16 protein-coding genes are annotated in these 16,008 nt (G+C 67.5%); 10 read left to right on the forward strand and 6 right to left on the reverse strand.

All coding sequences use genetic code 11. The annotated features are described in order from the left end of the window. Nucleotides 1-3: 3 nt before the first annotated feature. Nucleotides 4-2,586, reverse strand: coding sequence for a TonB-dependent receptor (locus tag HRJ34_RS16200; protein ID WP_012049453.1), 2,583 nt, complete (start codon nt 2,584-2,586; stop codon nt 4-6). Nucleotides 2,587-2,771: 185 nt separating this feature from the next. On the opposite strand from HRJ34_RS16200, the gene HRJ34_RS16205 reads away from it, so the two are divergent. Further along, complete coding sequence (locus tag HRJ34_RS16205; protein WP_208631831.1) at nt 2,772-4,517, forward strand: sigma-54-dependent Fis family transcriptional regulator; 1,746 nt, start codon at nt 2,772-2,774, stop codon at nt 4,515-4,517. 22 nt (nt 4,518-4,539) lie between these two features. On the opposite strand, the gene HRJ34_RS16210 is transcribed toward HRJ34_RS16205, so the two are convergent. Then, on the reverse strand, nt 4,540-5,400 hold the full coding sequence (locus tag HRJ34_RS16210; RefSeq protein ID WP_016747662.1) for a TauD/TfdA dioxygenase family protein: 861 nt from the start codon (nt 5,398-5,400) through the stop codon (nt 4,540-4,542). Nucleotides 5,401-5,635: 235 nt separating this feature from the next. On the opposite strand from HRJ34_RS16210, the gene HRJ34_RS16215 reads away from it, so the two are divergent. Continuing rightward, nucleotides 5,636-6,301, forward strand: coding sequence for a peroxiredoxin-like family protein (locus tag HRJ34_RS16215; protein ID WP_208631832.1), 666 nt, complete (start codon nt 5,636-5,638; stop codon nt 6,299-6,301). Nucleotides 6,302-6,320: 19 nt separating this feature from the next. On the opposite strand, the gene HRJ34_RS16220 is transcribed toward HRJ34_RS16215, so the two are convergent. After that, on the reverse strand, nt 6,321-6,530 hold the full coding sequence (locus HRJ34_RS16220) for a DUF6356 family protein (RefSeq protein ID WP_029549114.1): 210 nt from the start codon (nt 6,528-6,530) through the stop codon (nt 6,321-6,323). A 109-nt stretch (nt 6,531-6,639) separates the two neighbouring features. Here HRJ34_RS16220 and HRJ34_RS16225 point away from each other — a divergent pair, with 109 nt between their 5' ends. After that, complete coding sequence (locus HRJ34_RS16225; RefSeq protein WP_012049448.1) at nt 6,640-7,113, forward strand: Lrp/AsnC family transcriptional regulator; 474 nt, start codon at nt 6,640-6,642, stop codon at nt 7,111-7,113. A 135-nt stretch (nt 7,114-7,248) separates the two neighbouring features. Here HRJ34_RS16225 and HRJ34_RS16230 read toward each other — a convergent pair whose 3' ends face one another. Beyond that, nucleotides 7,249-7,872: a TetR/AcrR family transcriptional regulator gene (locus HRJ34_RS16230; protein ID WP_012049447.1), complete on the reverse strand. Its 624-nt coding sequence runs from the start codon at nt 7,870-7,872 to the stop codon at nt 7,249-7,251. A gap of 210 nt (nt 7,873-8,082) precedes the next feature. Here HRJ34_RS16230 and HRJ34_RS16235 point away from each other — a divergent pair, with 210 nt between their 5' ends. Genes HRJ34_RS16235 through HRJ34_RS16265 form a run of 7 tightly spaced genes read left to right on the forward strand, consistent with a single transcriptional unit; the run spans nt 8,083 to nt 14,010 of the window. Further along, a complete protein-coding gene (locus HRJ34_RS16235) occupies nt 8,083-10,275 on the forward strand; it encodes a TonB-dependent receptor (protein ID WP_208631833.1) in 2,193 nt (730 codons plus the stop codon). Nucleotides 10,276-10,301: 26 nt separating this feature from the next. Then, on the forward strand, nt 10,302-10,676 hold the full coding sequence (locus HRJ34_RS16240) for a c-type cytochrome (RefSeq protein WP_012049445.1): 375 nt from the start codon (nt 10,302-10,304) through the stop codon (nt 10,674-10,676). A gap of 22 nt (nt 10,677-10,698) precedes the next feature. After that, nucleotides 10,699-11,856: an amine dehydrogenase large subunit gene (locus HRJ34_RS16245; protein ID WP_012049444.1), complete on the forward strand. Its 1,158-nt coding sequence runs from the start codon at nt 10,699-10,701 to the stop codon at nt 11,854-11,856. Then, a complete protein-coding gene (locus HRJ34_RS16250; protein WP_016747667.1) occupies nt 11,853-12,404 on the forward strand; it encodes a MauE/DoxX family redox-associated membrane protein in 552 nt (183 codons plus the stop codon). Before HRJ34_RS16245 ends, HRJ34_RS16250 begins: the two co-directional genes overlap by 4 nt. Beyond that, a complete protein-coding gene (mauD, locus tag HRJ34_RS16255; RefSeq protein WP_016747668.1) occupies nt 12,401-13,027 on the forward strand; it encodes a methylamine dehydrogenase accessory protein MauD in 627 nt (208 codons plus the stop codon). The genes HRJ34_RS16250 and mauD overlap by 4 nt, the downstream gene beginning before the upstream one ends. Then, the gene (locus tag HRJ34_RS16260; RefSeq protein WP_012049441.1) at nt 13,024-13,527 is read left to right on the forward strand and encodes a methylamine dehydrogenase light chain; all 504 of its coding nucleotides are present in this window, start codon (nt 13,024-13,026) and stop codon (nt 13,525-13,527) included. Before mauD ends, HRJ34_RS16260 begins: the two co-directional genes overlap by 4 nt. A 9-nt stretch (nt 13,528-13,536) precedes the next feature. After that, on the forward strand, nt 13,537-14,010 hold the full coding sequence (locus HRJ34_RS16265) for a c-type cytochrome (protein ID WP_012049440.1): 474 nt from the start codon (nt 13,537-13,539) through the stop codon (nt 14,008-14,010). A gap of 152 nt (nt 14,011-14,162) precedes the next feature. Here HRJ34_RS16265 and HRJ34_RS16270 read toward each other — a convergent pair whose 3' ends face one another. Continuing rightward, nucleotides 14,163-14,861: a hypothetical protein gene (locus HRJ34_RS16270; protein ID WP_208631834.1), complete on the reverse strand. Its 699-nt coding sequence runs from the start codon at nt 14,859-14,861 to the stop codon at nt 14,163-14,165. After that, a complete protein-coding gene (locus tag HRJ34_RS16275; protein WP_029995058.1) occupies nt 14,858-15,967 on the reverse strand; it encodes a class II histone deacetylase in 1,110 nt (369 codons plus the stop codon). Before HRJ34_RS16275 ends, HRJ34_RS16270 begins: the two co-directional genes overlap by 4 nt. Nucleotides 15,968-16,008 lie beyond the last annotated feature (41 nt).

The raw sequence follows: 16,008 nt of genomic DNA on the forward strand, positions 1-16,008 counted from the left end.
GGCTCAGAACTTGACGCCGACCCGGGCGTACCATTCGGTCGGCCGGTTGTAGGTGCCGAACAGCAGGCCCGCCGCGGTCTGGTTGCCGCCGCTGACCAGATAGCGGTCGTTGGTCAGGTTCACGCCGCCGACGGTGAAGGTCCAGCGATTGCCCGGCGCGCGGTAGGACAGGCTGGCGTTGAGCTGGTCGGTCGACGGCCGCAGCAGCGCATAGGCGCGCTCGCTGTCGTTCCACACCTTGCTGGTGCGGGTATAGTCGACCAGCGCGATCAGGGCACCGTCGTTGGGCAGCAGATATTCGTAGCGCGGGCTGACGTTGAACTTCCACTTGGGCGTCTTGGGCAGGGGCGCCCCGGGGAAGACGCCCGCCTGCAGCGGATTGGGCGCGACCTGCGCCTGCGGCAGCACGCTGGTGTAATAGGCGTCGCTGTAGCCGACCGAGGCGTTGATCGTCAGGCCGGCGGCAGGAGCGGCGACCAGCTCGACCTCGAACCCCTTGATCCGCGCGTCGCCGGCATTCTGGATGGTCGGCGAGACGCCCTGCTGGAAGTTGAGCTGGATGCCGTCATATCTGGTGGTGAACACCGCCGCGTTGAGCTGGAGCCTTCGGGCGAAGAATTCCGACTTCACGCCCAGCTCGAAGCTCTCCGCCTTTTCGGGCGAGAAGCTGGCGGCGGTGGGCAGCGGGTTGGACAGGCGCGTCGTCCAGCCGCCGGTCTTGTAGCCGCGCGACCAGGAGCCGTAGACCATGATGTCGTCGGTCGGGTGGAGCTGCACGCCCAGCTTCGGCGCGAAATTGTTGAACTTGCGATACTGGGTCTGCGGCACATAGTAGCGCAGCGGCTCGGACGGCGATGGGAAGCCCAGCGCGGTGGTGCAGGGATCGCCATAGACCGGGCAGTTGAACAGCTTGTAGTTGAAGCCGTTCAGGTCGCTCTGGCCGCCGTTGAAGTCCTTGCTCTCCTTCGTGTAGCGGCCGCCGAGCGTGAAGGAGATCAGCGGCGACAGCTCATAGTCGACCTGCCCGAAGAAGGCGTAGTTCTTGGTGTGGAGCAGGTTCGGGCCGTAGATCTGCAACAACCCCTGGTCGAAGGTCACATAGTCGCTCAGGAAGCTGCGTTCCTTGAAGTAATAGCCGCCGACGACATATTTCAGCTTCTCGTCGAAGGCGTGGCCGGTGAGCTGAAGCTCCTGGCTGAACTGCCAGTTCCGGAGCGAGAAGGAGAATTCGAGCGCCCGCACCGGCGAGCCGTCGGCGTCGAGCCCGGTCTCCCAGCGCAGCCGGCGATAGCCGGTGATCGACTTGATGCTCATCGCGTCGGACAGCTCATAGTCGAGCGTCATCGACAGGCCCCAGACCCGCATCCGCGAGAAGTTCAGCCCGGTCGCATAGCTCTTGTCCTTGTCGGCGAGCAGGTAGCGTCCGTCGAAGGGCAGCCGGTCGTTCGACGGATCGGCGTCGACGTTGACGCCGGCGAGCCCGCCGATCACCTGCCCCGGATTGAGCGGGGTGCCGCGCGCGCCGCACAGCGCGGTCGCGTTGCGCGCGGCGATCTCCCCCGGGGTCGATCCGATGCAGAAATTGTAGAGGCCGGCGAAGTTGAAGCCGTTGGGCGCGAGCCCCGACGCGCCGTCATAGAGCGCCGTCGCGCCGAGCCCGGGGATGACCAGCGCGCGATCGGCGGTCGGCGCGAAGACATAGGGCTGGTCCTCGGTGGTCGCGAGCAGCTTGTTGGCGGTGCCCTGCTGGTCCTGGCGGAGATAGTCGCCCGAGATGCGGACGGTCAGCCGCTCGGACGCCTCCCATTTGAGCTTGCCGCGCAGCGACCATTCGCTCTGGCCGCCCTCCTTCGAGGAACTGTCATAGCCGTTCGAGCGGAACGCCGCATTGGGATCGGTCGCGAAATTGCCGGCGTTGGGGAAGGGGATGCGCTTCAGATAGCCGTCGCGCTTGCGCGACGATCCGGTCAGCGACAGCCCGACCGTGTCGGTGATCGGCAGGTCGACGCTGGCATTGATGTCGAGCCGGTTGAAGCGGCCGGTGGTGATGTCGCCGCGGAACGAGAATTCGCGGCCCGGATCGCGGGTGACGACCGAGATCGCGCCGCCGATCGTGTTGCGGCCGAACAGCGTCCCCTGCGGCCCCTTCAGCACCTCGATCCGCTCGACGTCGGGCAGGTCGAGATTGGCGCCGACCGTGCGCGCCAGGTAGATGCCGTCGAGATAGACGCCGACGCCCGGATCGAGGTTCGCCGCGAAGTCGTTCTGGCCGATGCCGCGGATATAGGCCGACAGCACCGAGCTCGATCCCGAGAAGGGCGTGCCGGCGTCGAGCGTCACGTTCGGCGCGATGTTCGACAGGCTGGCGACGTCGGCCACCGCGCGCTCCTTGAGCGCGTTGGCGGTGAAGGCCGAGATCGCGATCGGCACGTCCTGCACGTTCTGGGCGCGCTTCTGGGCGGTGACGACGATCTCCTCGATGCCGCCCGCCGCTTCGGACGTGGTTTCGGCGGCCTGCGCCCAGGCCGCTGCCGGCACCAGCGCGAGCAGCGAGCTGGAGACGATGAGAAGCTGACGGTACGGCATATTTTCCCCTCCTTGGTTTTGCCGACCGTAAAAGCAGAAAGCGTGCCAACCCGGCCGACCCACGCGAATCCGCCATTTCCTGGAAGTCGCGTTCCACGCCGACCGTCGAGGGCCTTGCATATCGCGGAAAAATCAGCACCCTCCGCGCGATAGAAGCTGAAAATTCAGAAACAGCGAGGGAGAGGATGGTGCGCGCCGCGAAGAACCAGGGCCCGGACAGGCCGTCGCTGGCCGATCGCTTCCGGCAGGCCAGCGATCCGTCGCTCGCCGACCTGCTCGAAACCTTCCATTTCGATCCCGACAAGGCGGAGATATTCCTCAACGGGCAGCGCATGGTGCTGACCGACAATGCCGGCCTGGCGATCATGCGGCGCGAGCTGATCTCGGCGCTCGGCTATGATCGGGCGCGCGGGGTGATGTCGCGGATCGGCTACAGCATCGGATCGGGCGACGCCGCGCTGGCGCTGGAGCTGCGCAAGGACGGCACCCTGTTCGAAGGCTTCACCGTCGGTCCCCAGCTCCATTCGCTCAAAGGGTCGGTCAAGGTCGTGCCGAAGGTCTTCGAGGCCGATCGCAAGACCGGCTATTTCTACAGCGAATATGAATGGCACAATTCGGCCGAATGCCACGCCCATCTCAAGGAGATCGGGATCGGCCCGCACCCCGGCGGCTGGCAGCAGGTCGGCTATGCCTCGGGCTATTCCTCCGCCTTCTTCGGCCGGCCGATCATCTTCCGCGAGCTGAGCTGCGTCGCGATGGGGCACAAGCATTGCTTCCTGGTCGGCAAGCCGGCCGAGGACTGGGACGACCCCGACGGCGAGCTGCGCTGGTTCCGCGCCGAGGGCTATCCCGACCGCCCGGCCAGCCGCCGGAAGCCGGCGGCGGTCGCGGTCGGCGCGCCCGATCGCGACGACGGACCGCTCGGCGCACGGCCGATGGTCGGCGCCTCGCCCGGCTTCAACGTCACGCTGCACCTGGTCGACAAGGTCGCGCGATCGGAAGCGCCGGTGCTGTTCCTCGGCGAAAGCGGGGTCGGCAAGGAGGTGTTCGCCCGCGAGCTGCACCGCCGCAGCCGCCGTGCCGACCGCGACCTGGTCGCGGTCAACTGCGCCGCCATCCCCGACACGCTGATCGAGGCGGAATTGTTCGGGGTCGAGAAGGGCGCCTATACCGGCGCCGACGCCTCGCGCGCCGGCCGGTTCGAGCGCGCCGACGGCGGCTCGCTGTTCCTCGACGAGATCGGCACGCTGTCGCTCGCCGCCCAGGGCAAGCTGCTGCGCGTGCTGCAGGAGGGCGAATATGAGCGGGTCGGCGGCACCCGGTCGATCAGGTGCGACGTGCGGCTGATCGCGGCGACCAACGCGAAGATGCGCGCCGACGTCGAGGCCGGCCGCTTCCGCGCCGACCTGTTCTACCGCCTCAACACCTTCCCGATCTGGATTCCGCCGCTGCGCGACCGGCGCGCCGACATCCCGCTGCTCGCCAATTTCTTCCTGCGCAAATTCACCGCGCGCCACCACAAGCGCGACATCAGCTTCGACGATCGCGTCATCCGCCTGTTCCACGACTATCATTGGCCCGGCAACATCCGCGAGATGGAGAACACCATCGAGCGCGGCGTCATCCTGGCCTCGGACGGAGAGATGATCGGGGTCCATCACCTGATGATGTCGGGCGACGCGCTCCAGCCCGAGGACGGCATGTCGCACGATCCGCTCGCCGACTTCATCATCGAGACCGCCAAGCGGCCGCAGCGCCCGCCGATCGGCGCCGCGCTGCTCGAAAGCGGCCTCTCCCACGACGAGGTGATCGACCATATGGTGCGCAGCGCGCTCGACCAGTGCGGCGGCAACCAGGTCGAGGCGGGCCGGCTGATCGGCATGAGCCGCAACCAGATCGCCTATCGGGTGAAGAAGCTCGGCCTGCGCTGAGGCGCCGGCCGAGCCCCAAAGGTCAGAGGCCGGCGTAGAGCGGCTCGTCGGCGATCAGCACCCGTTCGAGATGGCGGGGGAAATCGCCGTAGTTCCTGACCGCGTAATGGACGGCGGCGCGATTGTCCCAGAACGCCACCGAGCCGGGCCGCCACGAGAAGCGCACCTGGAATTCGGGGCGCTTGTACTGGCGCAGCACCTCGTCGAGCAGCGCGCGGCTCTCGGCCAGCTCGACGCCCAATATCTGCGGCTTCTGGGTGAGGTTGACCCAGAGGATCTTCTGCCCGGTCTCGCGATGGGCGCGCACCACCGGATGGGCGACGATCGGATAGTCGTGGCCCGACGCGGCCAGCGCCTCGCGGAAGTCATGGGTGACGTGGAGCCCTTCGAGGCGCTCCTTCAGCTCGGCGGACAGCCCCTCATAGGCGAGGTTGGCGTCGACCCAGATCGTGTCGCCGCCGACCTCCGGCAGGGTGACCGCGCGCAGCACCGCGCCCCAGGTCGGCACCAGCCGCCAGCTCGTGTCGCTATGATAGCCGTCGCCGGGCGGCACGTCGCGATGGAGGCGCTTCTCATATTTGGCGGCATCGACGGCGGCGATGCGGTGGATCGGCGCCACCCGCGGATCGCGGGTCGTGCTCGGATGGGTGTAGAGCGCGCCGAACTGGGCGGCGAAAGCGGCCTGGCTTTCATTGTCGAGCGCCTGGTCCCGGAAGAAGACGACCTTGTGGCGCAGCACGGCGGCGCGGATCGCGTCGCGCTGGGCGGGGGCCAGCGGGCGGCTCAGGTCGACGCCCTCGATCTCGGCGCCGATGGTCGGCTGAAGCGGGCGGATGCGGATCGAATCATCGTCGGGCAGGGCGGCGGAAGCGGCAACGGACATGGCGATTTCCTCTTCGTCAGGGACAGAGGAGATCGGCTTACCGCGCCGACGGCGCCTCTTATTATGAAAAGAAGCCGTCGATCGATTGTAATTGCAAATAGATCGGCGACAGAATTTCACCAACGCCCATCCGACCAAATCATGAGCTTTGCTCAATCGAATCTTTGCCAACTCTCATTGGTCGCCGCAGCCCGGCCGCGATACTCGTTCGGTGATCGAGAAGAGGATTCCCATCATGCCGGAAACGCTGACCGCCCAATTCGACGCCCTCCATGCGGAACGGTTGCGGAGTTGGGACCCCGACAAGCTGCGCAGGAATGTCGAGCAGCGCGCGGCGCTGGTCGCGGCCTTCGATCCGGCGCGGATCGTCGCGGTCGGCGACCGGCTGGAGCCGTTCAGCCTCGAACTGTCGACGGGCGAGACCGTGACGCTCGACCGGCTGACCAGCCGCGGCCCGGTCGCGCTGGTCTTCTTCCGCTTCGCCGGCTGCCCCGCCTGCAACATCGCCCTGCCGCATTACGACCGGACGCTGCGCCCCTTCCTCGACGCGGCGGGCATCGCGCTGGTCGGGGTCAGCCCGCATCTGCCCGAAACGGGGCTGAGCGAGATCGAGGCGCGCCACGGCCTCGGCTTCCCGGTCGCGGCCGACCGGGGCAACGCCCTCGCCCGCCGCCTGGGCATCGCCTTCACCCCGCACGACGATCCGCCCGTCCCGCAGGGCGACAGCCATTGGATCGGCGCGCTGACCGGCACGGGAAGCTGGGAGCTGCCCCAGCCCGCGGTGATCCTGATCGATGCCGATCACGTCGTGCGGTTCGTCGACGTCAGCCCCGACTGGCTGCGCCGCACCGAGGCGGACACGGTGATCGCGGCGGTCCGGCACCGAGCGCAGGCCGCCTGAACCGCGACAGGCGCGCGGGCTATTGCTTGCGGCGGTGGGTCACCATCCGGTCGTGGAGCCGGCGGATCGTGTTGCTGCCGGTCGAGACGAAGCAGGCCGGCAGGATCGCATGGACCATGCAGGCGACGCCCGCCGCGATCATCGACAGGCCGAAACCTCCGGCATGCGCCATATGCTCGAAATAGCTTTCCCCCACCGAGGCCGGATGATCGGTCAGCAGATGTCGCACAGGGCCGTCTCCCACGATTGATATGGGAGTAGGAATATCGCTATAAGGCCGGAAATAGCTTCTCAATTTCCGGTCATTTCGCGATAAACCCAGGAAGATTATCCTCCCTATGCCCCATCGTGAGGAAATTTCCCTCGACCGATTCGACCGCGGCATCCTGCGCGAGCTGCAACGCGACGCGACCCTCTCCAATGCCGAGCTGGCGCGCCGGGTCGGCCTGTCGGCGACGCCGTGCTGGAACCGGGTCAAGCGGATGCAGGAGGCCGGCGTCATCACCGGCACCGTCGCGCTGGTCAACCGCGAGGCGATCGGGCTGGGCGTCACCGTGTTCGTCGCGATCAAGACCAACCACCATGCCAGCGACTGGCTGTCCGCCTTCGCCGACCATGTCCGCGCCATTCCGGAAGTGGCCGAATTCTACCGGATGAGCGGCGAGACCGACTATCTGCTCAAGATCGTCGCCGCCGACATCGCCGACTATGACCGGATCTACAAGACGCTGATCGGCGGCGTGACGATCAGCGACGTCAGCTCGTCCTTCGCGATGGAGCAGATCAAGTACACCACCGAGGTTCCGGTCTGAGGCAGGGCCACGCCGCCCCTGCGCCTTCGTCATGCTGAACGTGATTCAGCATCCAGAGCCGCAACGCCGCGACTCCATTCCGACGGAGCGGCAATGGATCCTGACTTTCGTCAGGATGACGCGCGCTTCAATCTTTCAAGCCGCCGCGCGCGGCAGGACGACAGGCAGGTAGAGCGACAGGTAGGCGCAGGTGGCGCGCGCCGCCTCGCGGTCGAAATCGTCGGTGATGTGGCCGTGCCGGATCACCGACAGGCCGAAGAACAGGTCGGCGATCTCGATTCCGCGAAAGAAGATCTCGGGCGTGTCGGCCAGCTCGGGAAGCTGGAAATGGGCGGAGATGTCGTCCTTGAGCTGGGCCGCGATCGCGAAGTCGTTCTGCCGGTCCTTCAGCTTGATCGCCGCCGGGCTCTTCGGGCCGATCAGAAGCTGCATCGCGTCGCGATTGCCGTTGAAATAGGCCGCGCCCCGGCCGGTGAAACGGGTGACGACCTGCCGCCAGTCGCTGCAGCCCTCGGTCGACAGCTCCTCCAGCCAGGCCTGGAGCTCGGCCTCTATGTCGCCGGCCGCGGCCTCGAACACTTCGAGCACGTGCGAGAAGAAATGATAGGCCGAGCTTTTCGGGATGCCGGCTTCCTCGGCGATGTCGGTCAGCGAGATCTCGTCGATCTCACGGGCCCGCAACAGCTTCCGACTCGCTTCGACCAATGCGGCCCTGCGCGTCCGTCCTCGCTCCTGCGTCCGTCTGGCCAAGCCGATCATCACTCCCCGCGGGGCCCGAATTCCGCCCGCTTCCGGCTGCACTGAGAGATCGGTTCGACCAAGTCAAGTCGAATCTGGACCGAACTAAATTCGGTTATTACGGATCGGATTTGCACCGGTACGGGGCTAATTCGCCTTTACAAATCGAAAAAATTCGACATAGTTTACTCGAAACAATTCGAATAAATCCCGGGGAGGGAAAAGGGACACATGAAGACAGCACGCAATCCGATGCAGGGCTGGGTGAAGCTGGCGCTGCTCGCCGGAACCATGCTCGCGCCGGCCGCCGCCATGGCCCAGGGCGCCGACGACGAAATCGTCGTCACCGCCCAGAAGCGCGAGCAGAAGCTGCAGGACATCGGCCTGTCGGTCACCGCGATCGGCGGCGCCATGCTCGATTCGGTCGGCCGCCAGGACATGACCGCGCTCGCCGCGCAGGTCCCCGGCCTCCAGGTCGCCCAGTACAGCCCGACGATCACCGTCTTCAACATCCGCGGCGTGTCGCAGAACGACTTCGCCGATTCGCAGGAGGCGCCGATCGCCTTCTACAATGACGAGGTCTATGTCAGCGCGCTCGGCGCGATCAGCGGCCAGATGTTCGACCTCGAGCGCGTCGAGATCCTGCGCGGGCCGCAGGGCACGCTGTTCGGGCGCAACGCCACCGGCGGCCTCGTCCAGGTGATCACCAAGCGCCCGACCCGCGAGCTCGAAGGCTATGCGCAGCTCACCGTCGGTAGCTACGGCCAGATCGCGACCGAGGGCGCGCTCAGCGGCCCGCTGAGCGAGCGGGTCCGCGCCCGCCTGTCGTTCACCAGCGACCATCATGGCGGCTATATCGAGAACCGGATCGGCCGCGACATCGGCAATGCCCGCTTCTATGGCGGCCGCCTGCAGATCGAGGCCGACGTCGGCGACAGCGGCACCCTGCTCGTCAAGCTGCAAGGCCTGCGCAACGACCATGAGACGAGCGGCGGCCTCTACAGCCATGTCGCCGCCGGCTTCGACGCCGACGGCCTGGGCTTCAAGCTCGGCCCGAACGACGACTTCTGGGGCACCTGCGGCGGCTGCGACGCGTTCGGCTACAAGGAACCCGACAACGACCCCTTCACCGGCTCGTTCGACCGGATCGGCTTCTTCGACCGCAAATATTGGAGCGCCACGGTCCGCTACGAGCAGGACTTCGGCGGCGCCAAGCTGACCTCGATCACCGATTACCAGGACCTGCGGAAGCGCTTCGGCGAGGATTCGGACATGTCGCCGGTCCACATCTTCCACTATGACACCGCGCAGGACCTCTACCAGCTCTCGCAGGAGCTGCGCCTGTCGGGCGACACCGATCGCTTCACCTGGCTGGCCGGCATCTACGGCCTCAAGATCCGCACCGACAACGACTATCAGATCGACGCCGCGCCGGTGCTCGGCCTGCTGGAGAATTATGGCGGGCGGCAGAAGACCGATTCGGTCGCGCTGTTCGGGCAGGTCGAGTACAAGGCCACCGACCAGATCAGCCTGACCGTCGGCGGCCGCTACAGCTGGGACCGCAAGACCTACGACTTCGCCCATGCCGAGAACGGCGTGCAGGACTTCGTCTTCAATCGGACGACCAACCCCGGCCTCGCCAAGCAGACCTTCAAGAACTGGTCGGGCAAGGTCCAGGTCGACTATCGCCCGACCGACGACGTGCTGCTCTATGCCGGCGTCAACCGCGGCACCAAGAGCGGCGGCTTCGGCGTGCAGGCGTTCACGCCGATCGACCCGACCACCCTGCCCTACGACCAGGAAGTGCTGACCAACTACGAAGCCGGGTTCAAGCTGACCCTGCTCGACCGCAAGGTCACCTTCAACGGCGCGGTCTTCCACTACGACTATAAGGACTATCAGGCCTTCACCCTGCAGGGCCTGTCGCAGATCGTCGCCAACGTCCCCGCGCGGGTGACCGGCGTCGAGACCGAGCTGGTGCTGCGCCCGGCGCGCGGCCTGATGCTATCGGGCTTCCTGACCTGGCTCGACACCAAGGTGAAGGGCATCACCCTGCCGAGCGGCCGCGTCGCCGACCGCGACATGCCGCAGGCGCCGAAATGGAGCATCGGCGGCATGGCGCGCTACGCCTTCCCGGTCGGCCCGGGCCAGCTCGCGCTGCAGACCGACTGGAAATACGACTCCTCGCTCTATTTCTCGACGTTCAACGCGCCGATCGACCGCGAGCCGTCGCGCATCGTCGGCAATGCCCGCATCTCCTGGTCGTCGGACGACGACCACTGGACGCTGGCGGCGTTCGCGAACAACCTGACCGACAAGAAATACCGGATCTACAATCTCGACCTGAGCGCGTCGTTCGGTTTCGCCAACCAGGCCTATGCGCGTCCGCGCTGGTTCGGCGGCAGCGTCGGCTATAATTTCTGATATCTGGTTTCTGGGAGAGAATGTCGATGCGTTCCATCGCCGTCATGGGGATGTTGCTGATCGGGCTGGCCGCGCTGCCGGCCCCCGCCGTCGCGGCGGGCGACGCCGCGAAGGGCGCGACCCTGTTCAAGCGCTGCGTCGCCTGCCACACGGTCGATCCCGGCAAGAAGGCCGGCATGGGGCCCAACCTGGCCGGGGTCGTCGGGCGCAAGGCGGGGGCGACCAGCTTCCCCTACTCGCCCGCGATGAAGGCCGCCGCGATCAGCTGGACGCCCGACAAGCTCGACACTTTCCTGACCCGCCCCGCCGCCATGATCAAGGGATCGCGCATGGCCTTCGCGGGCCTGCCGAACGCGCAGGACCGGGCGGACGTGATCGCTTACCTTGCCACCCGGAAATAGCCCCGACCGCCGGAGGAATGACATGAAGACTTTCACCGCCCCTGCCGTGCTGCGCTTTGCCGCGCTGTGCCTCGCCACGGCGGCACCGGCCCTCGCCCAGCTCCAGCCCGAGGAGCTGACGAAGGAGAGCCTGGCCGAGACGATGCAGCCGCACTGGGTCTGGCTGAACGACATCTCGTTCGACCGGATGCTCGACGGCCGCGCCTATCTGGTCGACGCCGACAGCGGCCAGATGCTCGGCATGATCAGCAGCGGCTACGGCCACGGCATCCTGATGCTGGCCGAGGACGGCAAGACCTTCGCCGTGCCCTCGACCTTCCTCGCGCGCGGCACCCGCGGCGAGCGCACCGACGTCGTCACCTTCTACAAGACGTCGGACCTGACCCCGGGCGCCGAGCCGGTGATCCCGGCCAAACGCTACAACGGCATGCCCTTCCAGTCGGTGTCGCCGGTGATGCCGGGCGGCCGCTTCGGCCTCGTCTACAACTTCACGCCCGAACAGTCGGTCACCGTGATCGACATGCAGGCGCAGAAGATGGTCGGCGAATATGCGACCTCGGGCTGCAGCCTGATCTACCCGACCGGGCCGTCCAAATTCTTCCTGATCTGCGGCGACGGCGCGCTCCAGTCCGCGACGCTCGACGCCGAGGGCAAGGTGACGCTCGGCAAGACGTCGAAGAAGCTGTTCGCCGACGACGATCCCGTGACCGAGAAGGGCGTGTGGACCGGCAGCCAGTGGCTGTTCTTCACCTATTCGGGCAAGGTCCACGTCATCGACCACAGCAAGGATGTTCCGGCGATCGCCAGGAGCTGGTCGCTGACCACCCCGGCCGAGAAGGACTGGCGCCCCGGCGCGCTGCAGGCCGCCGCCTATCATCGCGGCACCGGGCGGCTCTATGTGCTGATGCACCAGGGCGGGCCGAACACCCACAAGGACCCGGGCACCGAGATCTGGGTCTACGACGTCGCCAAGCAGACCCGCATCGAGCGGATCGCGCTCGAGACGCCGGCCCTGTCGGTGGCGGTCAGCCAGGACGACAAGCCGCTGCTCTACACCACCATGATGGGCGAGACCGACCTCAAGGTGCGCGACGCGCTGACCGGCAAGCTGATCCGCAAGATCGACGGCTTCGGCCCGACGATGACGATCATCCAGCCCGCGCCGGTGCCGGGCAAGTGACGGGTATCGACATCCTCCCCGTGCTGGTGGCGGATGTCCTGCTGGGCGGGCTGTTCCTGCTCGGCGGGCTGGCCAAGGCGAGGGACTTCGCCGGCTTCACCGGCACGCTGGCGGCCTATATGCTGGTGCCCGAGGCGCTGCTCGTCCCGGCGGCAGCGGCGATCGTCGCCGTCGAGCTGGCGGCCGGCGCCGCGGCGATCGCCGCAGTCGCGATCGGCAGCCAGGCGGCGATGGGCGCGATCGCGGCGCTGCTGCTGGTCTATGCGGCGGCGATGGCGGTCAACATCGTGCGCGGCCGCACCCATATCGACTGCGGCTGCCTCGGCTTCGGCACCAGCCGCGCGTCGCTCGGCTGGGAGTTGGTGGCGCGCAACATGCTGCTCGCCGCCGTCGCGCTGGCGGCGGCCGCGCTGCCGGTCGCGCCCCGCGCGCTCGGCGCCATCGACGCGATCTCGGGGATCGGCGCGATCGTCGCGTTCGCGCTCCTCTATTTCGGTTTCGGACAGTTCACGGCAGTGCGCTTGCAGGAAAAGGCGGTGCTCAAATGAATGGGATGTTTCTGGCGGCGTTCGCGCTGCAATGGGTGGTCATCGTCGCCATGGGCCTGCTGATGCTCGGCCTGTTCCGCCAGGTCGGCATGCTGCACGAGCGGCTCGGCCCGGTCGGCGCGCTGACCCTGTCGGGCGGCTCCAAGGTCGGCGAGGTCGCGCCCTCCTTCGACCTGCCGAGCCTGACCGGCGGCGAGGTCCGCGTCGGCGGCGCGACGGCGGACGGCCGGTCGACCCTGCTGTTCTTCGTCTCGCCGACCTGCCCGATGTGCAAGTCGATGCTGCCGGTGCTGCTGTCGATCGCGCGCGAGAACGCCGACACCACCCGGCTGGTCTTCGCCAGCGACGGCGACGAGCCGGCGCAGATGAAGATGATCGTGCAGCAGAAGCTGGCCGATCACCCCTTCGTCCTTTCGACCGACCTCGGCCGCGCCCATGGCGTCGGCAAGCTGCCCTATGCCGTGCTGCTCGGCGCGGACGGGACGGTCGCGTCGAAGGGGCTTGTCAACAATCGCGAGCATGTCGAGAGCCTGTTCGAGGCTCAACGCACGGGCATCGCGTCGATTCAGGAATATGCGGCGCGCCGTGACGCGCAGCGGGTACATACGGGAGCTGCCAAATGACCAGGCTGGACAGGATCATGGAGCGGATGAGCCGCTCCACCGCGCGCGGCATCTCGCGCCGGAGCTTCTTCGGACGCGCGACCGCCTTCGGCTTCGCGGCGGCGATGCCCCTCCTGCCCGTGTCGCGCGCCAATGCGGCGCAGCAGCCGGGCGAGACGGGCGATCCGCAGTCGTGCGACTATTGGCGCTACTGCGCGATCGACGGCTTCCTCTGCTCCTGCTGCGGCGGCAGCACCTCGTCCTGCCCGCCGGGCACCGAGCCGTCGCCGATCACCTGGGTCGGCACCTGCCGCAACCCGGCCGACGGCAAGGATTATGTGATCAGCTACAACGACTGCTGCGGCAAGTCGGGCTGCGGCCGCTGCATGTGCAACCGCAACGAGGGCGACAAGCCGATCCACCAGCCGTCGGGATCGAACGACATCAACTGGTGCCTCGGCACCCAGGTCGGCATGATCTACAACTGCTCGACCGCGGTCGTGCTCGGCGCCGCCGACTGAGGATCGCCGATGCGTCCGCGTCTCCTCCTCGCCGCATCCCTGACGTGCGCCACGGTCCTCGCCGTGGCGCATGCCGGCGCGTCGGCGCCGGGCGGCAAGGCGCCGAACATGGCGAGCAACGGCCGCCAGCCCCACGTCAACTACATGACCGAATGCCAGGGCTGCCACATGCCCGACGGCCGCGGCATCGCCGGCCGGGTGCCGGCGATGAAGGGGGAGCTGTACCGCTTCCTCGACGTCGACGGCGGGCGCGCCTTCCTGGTCCAGGTGCCCGGTTCGGCCAATTCGAAGCTCAGCGACGCCGACCTGTCGGCGCTGCTCAACTGGCTGATCCCGGCAATGGGCGGCCCGGCCAAGGGCGGCTTCACCCCCTATACGCCGCAGGAAGTCGCCGCCTATCGCGGCAAGCGGATGGTCGACGTCGTCGGCACCCGCGCCAACCTGATCGCCCGCTTCCCGGCCGAGACGTCCGGGACGAACTGAGCCTCCTCCCCGTCATGCTGAACTCGTTTCAGCATCCACCGGGAGGCAGGCGCGATCCTCAAGGTGCTTGCCCGAACCTTCGTCACATTGCCTCATGACCAGCCCGAGAGGCTTGGTGGATGCTGAAACAAGTTCAGCATGACGGCTGCTTCTCACCCCTCGACGTCGCGCACGAGCCGGTAGAGAGTCTCGCAATCGGCGCCGCAGCCGCCGGTGCCGCCGAGCCGCTGCTGGATGCGGCGGACCGTCTCCGCCGCCGCCGCGTCGGAATCGGCCGACAGCTCGAACAGGACGAGCTGCTTCGGCACCGTCACCGGATCGTGCATCAGCACCTGGTAGATATCGTAGGGCACCGCGCTACCCGCGAGGCCGGCGTCGACCACGCCGCGCATCGCCCCCGCCGACACGCCCGCCGAGCGGTGGAGATAGAGATAGGTCGGCTTCGCCGCGCTGGCGTCGCGGGCGCCCTTGCCGGCGCGCCGATAATAGAGGCGCTCGGTGACCTTGATCAGCGGCGTGCCGCGGCCGACCTGGTCCATCCGCCAGCTCGCCATCAGCATCGCGATGATCGTCTTGTCGATGTCCGGCGAGCTGATCGTGTAGAGCGCGACATAGGGCTTGTCGCCCGTCACCGCATGGCCGCGCCGCGCCCGGCCATAACCGGGCACCTCGAGCACGTCGGGGATGTCGATATCGTTGTACCAATGATCGAACTCGGCGCTGCGCGCCGGATCGAGGTTGCGCGACTTGACCATCATCAGCCATTCGCGCGGCTCGGCGGCGGAGGCCGCCGACGCCAGCAGCAGCAGCCCGGCGGCCGCGCTGCGCAGGACCGCCGGGCGCCACCTCACTTCCTGAGGTCCGCGACGAGGCGATCGATCCACTGGCGGTGGAAGGCGGCGGCCTCGGGCCCCGGCTGCCACGCCTCGGCCATCTCCAGCACCGGATCGACCACCGCCGTGCGTTCGCCGCTCAGCGCCTCGAGCAGGGCATGGCCGCAGAAGGGGACATAGGCCTCGGCATAGCCGCCTTCATGGACGACGACGAGCTTGCCGCCGCACAGCCGCGCCGCGGCGTCGAGCATCTTCTGCGTCAGCAGGCGATAGCTCTCGCTGTGCAGCAGCATGCGGGCGAGCGGATCGACGCTGTTCGCGTCGAGGCCGCTGGCGACGATGATCAGCTCGGGCTTGAAGTCGTCGAGCGCCGGGACGACGATGTCGTCGAACGCTTGGACATAGGCGTCGTGTCCGGCCCCGGCGGGCAGCGGCACGTTGAGGTTGTAGCCGAGCCCCGCGCCCTCGCCGCGATCCTCCGCGCCGCTATAGCCCGGCGGGAAGCAGCGGTCCTGGTGGATCGAGATGGTGAGCACGTCGGCGCGATCGTAGAAGATCGACTGGGTGCCGTTGCCGTGATGGACGTCCCAGTCGACCACCGCAACCCGCGAGATGCCGTGGCGCGCCTTCGCCGCCTCGATCGCGATCGGGATGTTGGCGAGCAGGCAGAAGCCCATCGGCGTGTCGGCGAGGCAGTGGTGCCCGGCCGGGCGGCACAGCGCATAGGCGTTGTCGACCTTGCCGCTCAGCACGTCGTCGACCGCCGCGATGGCGAGCCCGCACGACAGCATCGCGATCTCATAGCCGCCCTTGCTGAACGGCGCGAGATGACCGAGGTCGCCGCCGCCCGCGTCGCTCGTCGCCTTGAAGCGGTCGATATAGTCGCGCGGGTGGACGCGGCAGACGTCCTCGACCGTCGCCGGGATCGCCTCGGGCAGCGTCAGCTTGCGGATCAGCCCCGACGCATGGGCGAGGTTGAGCAGGCGGCGCTTCGAATCGGGCGTGTCGGCGCCCGCCGTGCCGTTGGGCGGCTGCACCCAGTCGCCGACCGGCAGGAACAGCGCCTGCATGCCGGTCGCGTGCCAGAAGGTGCGTTCGTCGGTGTAGAAGCCGGTGCGGGCCATGGCCTTCTCCTTGGTCTATCGGTGAATGATGGGCGCGGCGG

The organism is Rhizorhabdus wittichii, from assembly GCF_017607425.1.
Lineage (GTDB): Bacteria > Pseudomonadota > Alphaproteobacteria > Sphingomonadales > Sphingomonadaceae > Rhizorhabdus > Rhizorhabdus wittichii.